4 protein-coding genes, 1 tRNA gene and 1 pseudogene are annotated in these 7964 nt (G+C 72.2%); 5 read left to right on the top strand and 1 reads right to left on the bottom strand.

The features are described from left to right. The 5 genes and pseudogenes from VM840_02245 to VM840_02265 form a co-directional block, all read left to right on the top strand. Positions 1–561, top strand: a 561-nt coding sequence (locus VM840_02245) for an ABC transporter permease subunit (GenBank protein HVL80398.1), incomplete at its 5' end; no start/stop codon positions are given. A 147-nt stretch (positions 562–708) separates the two neighbouring features. Beyond that, positions 709–1340 (top strand): annotated as a pseudogene (locus tag VM840_02250) (dienelactone hydrolase family protein). A gap of 47 nt (positions 1341–1387) precedes the next feature. Continuing rightward, positions 1388–4333 (top strand): ATP-dependent DNA helicase, encoded by a 2946-nt coding sequence (locus VM840_02255; GenBank protein ID HVL80399.1) that lies wholly within the window; start codon positions 1388–1390, stop codon positions 4331–4333. Next, complete coding sequence (locus tag VM840_02260; GenBank protein ID HVL80400.1) at positions 4330–7452, top strand: ATP-dependent DNA helicase; 3123 nt, start codon at positions 4330–4332, stop codon at positions 7450–7452. Before VM840_02255 ends, VM840_02260 begins: the two co-directional genes overlap by 4 nt. Before the next feature lie 55 nt (positions 7453–7507). Continuing rightward, positions 7508–7578 (top strand) — tRNA-Cys (locus VM840_02265). Positions 7579–7611: 33 nt separating this feature from the next. Here the strand turns inward: VM840_02265 and VM840_02270 are convergent. Next, on the bottom strand, positions 7612–7884 hold the full coding sequence (locus tag VM840_02270) for a hypothetical protein (GenBank protein HVL80401.1): 273 nt from the start codon (positions 7882–7884) through the stop codon (positions 7612–7614). Between the last annotated feature and the right edge of the window lie 80 nt (positions 7885–7964).

The following is a 7964-nucleotide window of genomic DNA, read 5'->3' on the forward strand; positions in this document are numbered from 1 at the left end:
GTGCTGGTCGGGCTCACCCTCCTGCTCTCGGGGGTCGGCATCTGGCGGCTGGGGATCGTGCCCACCGTGGGCGACCTGATCCGCCTGACCGTCTGGCTGGTCGTGTCCCTGATGTACATCGGGTTCTGGCTCGCCCTGGCCATGCTCTTCTCGGTCTGGCTGCGGCGCGCATCGACATCTGCTCTCGCCTCCATCGCCGCCTGGCTGGTGGCGACGCTCTTCGCGGTGCTCCTCGTGGGGATCGTCGCGGACGTCCTGGCTCCGCTCCCCGCCCAGCCGACCCCGGAGGAGACGCTGCGCAACGCGCAGATGCAGGAGACGCTCAGCCGGTTCTCCCCGGGGACGCTCTACGAGCAGGCCACCGGGGCGCTGTTGAACCCGACGCAGCGGGCCACGGGACTCGTCTTCCTGCGCCAGCTCGACCGGGCCCTCCCCAACCCGATCACGCTCGACCAGAGCCTGCTGATCGTGTGGTCGCAGGTCGTGGGCCTGATCGCGCTGACGCTGCTCACCTTCGCCGCCGCCTACATCTCGTTCATGCGCCAAGAGGTGCGGGCCTAGCCGGTCCGGCCCGGACGAGGGGTGCACCGGCGATCGCACGGCCGGGGGCGATACCTGGGCAGGGAGCGGTGCTATCGCCCCCACCTCGGTCTGCGGTGATGCCTTCGGACGAAGCGCCTTCAGGCTCCCTGCCATGATGGCCGGACGATGCGGATACAGGTGGACGGACCCCACGACGGACAGCCGGTCCTGGCGGCCGGCCCCGCTCCGGGCGACGCCCGCGGGGTCGTCGTGCTCGCGCACGGACGGGGAGGCTCCGCGGAGGAGATGCTCCATCTCGGACGCGAGCTAGGCGACGACCTCGCCCTCCTGGCGCCGCAGGCGGCCGGACACACGTGGTACCCGTACAGCTTCCTGGCTCCCCTCGAGCGCAACGAGCCCTGGCTGTCCTCGGCGCTCGACGCGCTCGGACAGGTGGTGGCGTCCGCCGGGTCGCCGGAGCGGGTCCTGCTCGTGGGGTTCTCGCAGGCGCATGCCTCGTGTCCGAGTTCGTCGCCCGCCACCCGGCGCGGTACGGGGGCGCCGCGGTGCTGAGCGGCGGGCTGATCGGCGCCGAGGGTGCCTGGCACTACGACGAGGGGGTCCTGGGGGGCGTGCCCGTCTTCCTGGGATGCAGCGACGTCGACCCGCACATCCCGGTCGCCCGCGTCCACATCACCCGGGACCTGCTCGAGCGGATGGGAGCCGAGGTCGAAGAGCGCATCTACGAGGGCATGGGACACACGGTGAACGCCGACGAGCTGGACGCCGTGCGGGCGCTCGCTGCCCGGCTGGGTTAGGCGTCACCCCCCTCCCCTATCGTGGCAGCCCGAGACCCAGGGGGGACATGTCACACGTAGAGCTAGATCCGGTCCAGCGGCAGGCGGTGGAGCACGACTCCGGACCGCTGCTCGTCCTGGGCTCCCCCGGCACGGGGAAGACGACCGTCCTCGTGGAGCGGTGGGTGCGGCTCGCCACGGATGTGACGGCCCCGCACCGGGTCCTCATGCTGGTGCCGACGCGTGAGCGGGCGCTCCACCTGCGCGACGAGCTGCCCTGGAGGGTGCCGGCGGACGCGCTCGTCGAGGTGGCTGTCCATACCTGGCACGCGCTCGCCTACCACCTGGTGACGCGCTACCACCGCCTCCTCGGGTACCCGCAGCCTCCCGTCCGGCTCACGGGCCCCGAGCAGTGGGCGGTCGTCCGGGAGCTGATGGAGCGTGAGGACCCCTCGGCCTGGGGAGGGTTCGCCGACCACCTGACGACCGACGCGTTCACCGGAGAGGTCGCCGACTTCTGCGTGCGGGCCGGGCACCGGGGGTTGAGCACGGCCGATCTGCAGACCCTCGCCCGCGACCGGCCAGGCCACGCGGCCGTGGCGCGTTTCGCCGTCCGCTACCGGGAGCACCTGGCGAGCACGTCGGCCCTCGACTACCCGGGGCTGGTGCTCGAGGCGAGGCGCCTGCTCGAGAGCGACCCGGGCGTGCAGGAGGCACTGCACCGGCGTTTCACCCACGTCCTGGTCGACGACGCCCAGGAGCTCGCCCCGGCCCAGCTGCAGCTGCTCCGATGCCTGAACCTCGAGCACCTTGTGGCGGCCGGCGACCCCGACTCCGCCATCGAGGCCTTCCGTGGGTCCGACCCCTCATGGCTCTCGCGGTTCGAGGAGGTCGCCGGAGCGCACGGCACGCTCACGCTCCCCGTGGCCCACCGGTTCGGGAAGGCCATCGGCGATGTGGCGGCCAGCCTCATCTCCCACTCGCCCGATCCGGGCCCGCACCGCGCAGCGAACTTCGAGGGCCCGCGCGACGCGACCGCGCATCTGCGCTGCCACCAGACGATGGCGGCCGAGATCGAGGCGGCCGCGCGCACGATCCGCAGCGCCCACATCCTCGACGGCGTCGCGTACTCGTCGATGGCGGTCCTGCTCGCCCAACCGTCCGCCTACGCCCACGCGGTAGCCCGCACCCTCGCCTCGTTCTCGATCCCGCACCGCATCGAGGCGGGCGATCGTCCGCTGGCCGAGGAGCCGGCGGTCGCCGCCGTCCTCGACCTGTGCCGGGTAGCGCTCGCCGACGAGCCGGACGACGACCTGCTGAAGCGCGTCCTGACCTCGCCCCTGGTCGGGATGCACCCGCACCGGGTGCGCGAGCTCGCCCGCGAGGCGGCCATGCGGATGGGGGTCACCTTCGCGGAGGCGGTCGAACGCGACACGTCCCCCGAGGGAGCCGAGTACCGGAGCCTCCGCGACGAGGTCGCCGCGTGCGTCGACGAGACGGCCGACGAGACGTTCCTACGCCTCTTCGAGGCCTCGACGTGGTGCCGCGAGCTGGCCGCGAGGCGCAGCGAGGCCGACGCCGGGCACCAGCTCGAGGCGCTCGTCTCCCTGGGGCGTGCGCTCGGCTACTACGCGCAGCGTCGCCCGGGCGGCACGATGCGGACCTACCTGCAGACCTCGGGGGCCAGCGGAGCGACCGCAGAGCGATGGACCCCCAGCCGCCGCCCGGACGGGGTCCGGGTCCTGTCTCTGCACGCGGCGAAGGGCATGGAGTGGGAGGTCGTCTGCGTCGTGGGTGTGTCCGAGGGGCAGCTGCCGAAGGCCCACCGGGCGCAAGGGCTGTTCGACCCGTGGGCGCTCGAGCTGGGCTCGGCGGTCGACCGCGCGCTCGCCCAGCTGGCCGAGGAGCGCCGGACGCTCTACGTCGGCCTCACCCGTGCGCGCCGGACGCTCGTGGTCTCCACGTCCCCCGGCTCCCGCCGCGCCTCCCCGTCGCGCTTCCTGGAGGAGGCGTTCGGGGAGCTGCCGGAGACGGCGCTGCCCGGCGAGGACGGCCCTCCGCTGACGCTGCCGGAGGCGGCCGCGCGCCTGCGGCGCACGCTATCCGACCCGAAGGCGACCGACGCGCAGAGGGCGGCCGCGGCGGCCGCGCTCACCCAGGTGCCCGGGCTCGACCCCGCCCGGTGGTGGTGGAGGCGGGCCTGGACGTCCGGGCCCCCGCTGCGTCCGGACGGGAAGCTCGTCACCTCGTACTCGCGGATCTCCCGCTACGACGACTGTCCGCTGCGCTACGTCCTGGAGTCGGTGCTCGGCCTCGACCCCGCCTCCACGTACCAGATGAAGTTCGGGTCGCTCGTCCACCGCATCTTCGAGCGGGCCGACCCCGCCGCCGGGGACATCTCCACCTACGAGCAGGCGCTGGCGGAGTACAAGCGGGAGTTCGTGGAGCAGCACCGCACCGACTACCCCAACGACGTCTTCGCGCGCACCTATTACCGGTTCGGGGTCGAGTGCATCAAGCGCTGGTGGAACACCGAGCGCACCTCCGGCCAGACGGTGGCCATCGAGTACTCGTTCGACGACCTCGATATGGACGGACACACGATCCGCGGCCGGATCGACCGGGTCTCGAAGGACCGGGCCGGGCTCGTGCTGTCCGACTACAAGACCTCGCGGTCGGCGCTCGAGTGGGACCGGGCGAAGGCGTCCCTGCAGCTGGCCATCTACTACATGGCCGCGAAGCGCTACCCCGACCTCGCGCAGCACGGGGAGCCGGCCGTCATGCAGCTGATCTACCCGGGGATCGAGCACACGGACCGCCGCGACGGGTCGGTCGGGTGCATGAAGCGCTACCAGAAGCCGGACGAGGCCGAGGACGCGCTCGCCCGGCTGCGCACGATCCTGGACGACGCCGCCGCCGAGCGCTTCTCCCCGGCCCCCGACGCCGACTGTCAGTGGTGCCGGATGAAGCCGCTCTGCCCACGGTGGCCGGAGGGACGCGAGGTGCCCCGATGAGGGAAGCATCGCCGGCCATCCAGGCCGCCCTGCGCGGCTACTCCCCCTCCGATGAGCAATGGGAGGCGATACGCGCCGAGCTCGAGCCCGTGGTGATCGCCGCGGGAGCCGGGTCCGGGAAGACGGCCGTGATGACGGCGCGCATCGTGCACCTCGTCGAGACGGGACGGGCGCGACCTGCCGCCGTGCTCGGGCTCACCTTCACGAACAAGGCCGCCGGTGAGCTCGAGGAGCGGCTGGGGCAGTCGATGTCCGCGATGGACCCGCACCCCCACGAGCACCCGACGGTCATGACCTACCACGCGTTCGCGCAGCAGCTCGTCCGCGACCACGGCGCCCGGATCGGGGTCGACCCGGCTTCGGCGCTCCTGTCCAACGCGCACAAGTGGCAGCTGCTCATGGACCTGATCGACGCGATCGACACGCTCGAGGAGGTCGAGCTGCGCCACCCGCTCTCCTACATCCCGCAGACGCTCGCGCTGGCCGACCAGAGCGCCGACCACCTCGTCACCCCGGAGGACCTGATCGCCGAGTGCGACAGGCTCCTCGAGCACAACGGCGACGAGTGGGTGGTGACGGCGGCGCGCAAGCGGAAGGACTTCGCGACCATCCTGCGTCACTACGACGAGCGCAAGCGCCTCCTGCGCCGGATCGACTACGGCGACCAGATCCGTCTGGCGGTGAGGGTCCTGGAGGAGCACCCGGACGTCGTCGCCGAGCTGCGGGAGCGGTACCAGGTCGTCCTGCTCGACGAGTACCAGGACACGAACCCCGCCCAGAAGGTGATGCTGCGCCACCTCTGTCCGGACGGCTGGGCGGTGACGGCGGTCGGTGACGCCCGGCAGGCGATCTACGCGTGGCGCGGCGCGTCCATGTTCAACCTGATCAACTTCCACCGTGAGTTCCGGCGCGCGGACGGCGGCGAGGCGAAGAGGGCGTCGCTCTCGGAGAACTTCCGGTCCGGACGACGGATCGTCGAGCTCGCCAACCGGGTGATCGCGAAGGTGCCCGAGGAGCACCGTCCGGGAGCCGAGCTGGTGCCGGCGCCGGCGAACGGGGACGGATGGGTGGGAGCCGCCGTCTTCGCCGACCAGGGCACCGAGGCCGCCTACGTCGCCGACGAGATCGAGCGGCTCCACACGGGGGGGTACGAGTGGCGTGACTGCGCCATCCTCGTCCGGACCCGGCGCTACCTCGACCGGATCGTGCACGCGCTGGAGGACCGCGACATCCCGTTCGAGATCGTCGACCTGGGCGGCCTCCTCAAGATCCCCGCCGTGGTCGACGCGGTCTCGTGGCTGCGGGTCCTCTACGACTCCGGACCGTCGGCGAACCGATGGGTGGCTCGGATCCTGATGGGCCCCCGCTACCGGGTGCACTACCGCGACCTGGCTCCCCTGGCGAAGCACGCCTCGCAGCGCAACTACGACCTGATGGAGCAGGCGCGCGAGGTGCTCGGGATAGAGGAGCCCGACCCGGGCGAGGTGGCGTACTCGCTCGTGGAGGTCCTGGCCGAGGCGGGCGCGGTCGAGGGTGTCTCCGGCGAGGCGCGTGAGCGGATCGCCGACTTCCTGGCTCTCCTCGAGGAGCTGCGCCCGCACGCGAAGCGGGGTCTGCAGGACCTGGTGGCAACCGTGGTCGAACGCACCGGGATCGCCGACGCCCTCGCCGCCTCCGCCTCGCGGTCGGCTCCCGCCATGCGCGACAACCTCAACGGCTTCATCGGGGTGTGCTCGGAGTTCGCTCCGCTCGACGGCGAGGCCAACCTCGGCACCTTCATCGACTTCCTCGACGTCGCGGAGCAGTCGGAGGACCCGATCCCCCTCGCCGCCACGGCCGCCTCGGACTCGGTGAAGGTGCTCACCGTGCACGCCGCCAAGGGGCTCGAGTACAAGGCGGTCTTCGTCCCGGTGCTGGCCGCCTCCCAGGACCTCAACCCCTACGACGGGATGAAGAAGCTCTCGATCTTCCCGGACATAAGGATGTCCAACCCGCTGACGTCCACGAAGCAGCTCCCGCCGGGAGCCCGACGCGACCGCGACGACCTGCCCGCGTTCGCGGGGAACATGCGCAGGTACCGGGACGCGCTTCGCCAGCGGGCGGAGGAGGACGAGCGCCGCCTCTTCTACGTGGCGCTCACCAGGGCGCGGGAGCGGCTCTACTGCACGTCCGCCTGGTGGTACGGGGCGGAGGACCGCCGGGGGCCCTCGGTCTTCTGCGACGAGGTGCTCTCCCACCCCGACGTCGTGGAGATCCTGCCCGGACACCTCGACGAGGCCGATGCTCCGGCCGACAACCCGGTGGTGGACGCGATCAGACGCGAGGCCGTCTGGCCCCCGCATCCGGAGCTCGACCCTGTGGCGACGCCGTGGGTCCAGCGGGTGGAGGACGTCCTGGCCGGGCGGGCGCCCCTGGACGAGCTGCTCCGCGTTCCCGGCGCCGAGGATCTGTACGCGGAGCACGTCCGTGGGGTCCGGGCGCTGGTCGGGGCGGACGAGGGTCCGCAGCCGGGGGTCGTCGTCTCATCCCTGTCTGCGACGGCGGCCGTCCGGATCGCCTCCGGCAAGGAGAGCGCCTCGTCCGTCCTGCACCCCCTGCCGGAGAGGCCGTCGCGGGCGCAGCGGGTGGGGACCGAGGTCCATGCGTGGATCGAGGAGCGCTCGAGGGGACTGGTCGGGGCGGCCGACGAGGAGGCGCTCTCCGAAGGGGCCGCGCCGGCCCGACGATCGGACATCGACCGCCTCCGCGCGAACTACGTCGAGATGGGGTACGACTCCCGTCCGCTCGCCCTCCTGGACGGCGGGGAGCCGATGGCCGAGCTCCCGTTCACGCTCAAGGTGGGAGGGACGCTCGTCCGGGGGCGGATCGACGCGGTCTTCGACGATCGGGACACGCTCGAGGTCGTCGATTTCAAGACCGGCGCGCCGCCGGACGAGGCCGACTGGGGCCAGCTCGAGCTGTACGCGGAGGCGCTCGGGCAGCTCGGGATCGCGTCCGGACCCCTCACCCTCACGTACGCGTACCTGCAGACGGGGGAGGCGCGGTCGGTGACGTACACGCCGCGGGGCCTGGGCTGGCTCGAGACGGCACTGGGGACGAGGCTGCCCGCACGCGCCTGACCGCGGGCTCGCGACCTGCGGCGATACCTGGCCCTCTGTATCCTGAGACGTTCCCGGCGGCGTGGCCGAGTGGTCAGGCAGCGGACTGCAAATCCGCGTACGGTGGTTCGATTCCGCCCGCCGCCTCGAAAGCTCCCCGCGGCTCCCGTGCCGCGAGGGTCACGGCTCCGGAGGCGGGGGTGCGTCATGAGCCCGCTCCCGTCCCAGGGCCAGACCGACGAGCCCGGCGATCGAGACGGCCGACCAGACCGTCTCGAGCACGAAGAACCCCCACTGTCGTCCGAGGTAGGCGTCGACGGCCAGGATGGCCGCCCCGACCAGGTTGAGCGAGAGGTAGACGGGCGACCGGCGGTCGAGCCGTCCCATCTGGGCTCCCGCGAAGGCGGCCAGGATCATCGCCGCTCCGGCCAACTGCCACAGCTGCCGTGCCATCAGCGGATCTTACATACCCCGGGGGGGCAACGACGACCTGCGCGTACGCCGAGGAACCCACAGCCGCGACGCGGTACGGG

This window comes from Actinomycetota bacterium, from assembly GCA_035540895.1.
Lineage (GTDB): Bacteria > Actinomycetota > JAICYB01 > JAICYB01 > JAICYB01 > DATLFR01.

Coding starts and splice junctions, on each gene's coding strand:
- VM840_02255 (HVL80399.1), top strand. CDS start 1,388: ATGTCACACGTAGAGCTAGATCCGGTCCAGCGGCAGGCGGTGGAGCAC.
- VM840_02270 (HVL80401.1), bottom strand. CDS start 7,884: ATGGCACGGCAGCTGTGGCAGTTGGCCGGAGCGGCGATGATCCTGGCC.
- VM840_02260 (HVL80400.1), top strand. CDS start 4,330: ATGAGGGAAGCATCGCCGGCCATCCAGGCCGCCCTGCGCGGCTACTCC.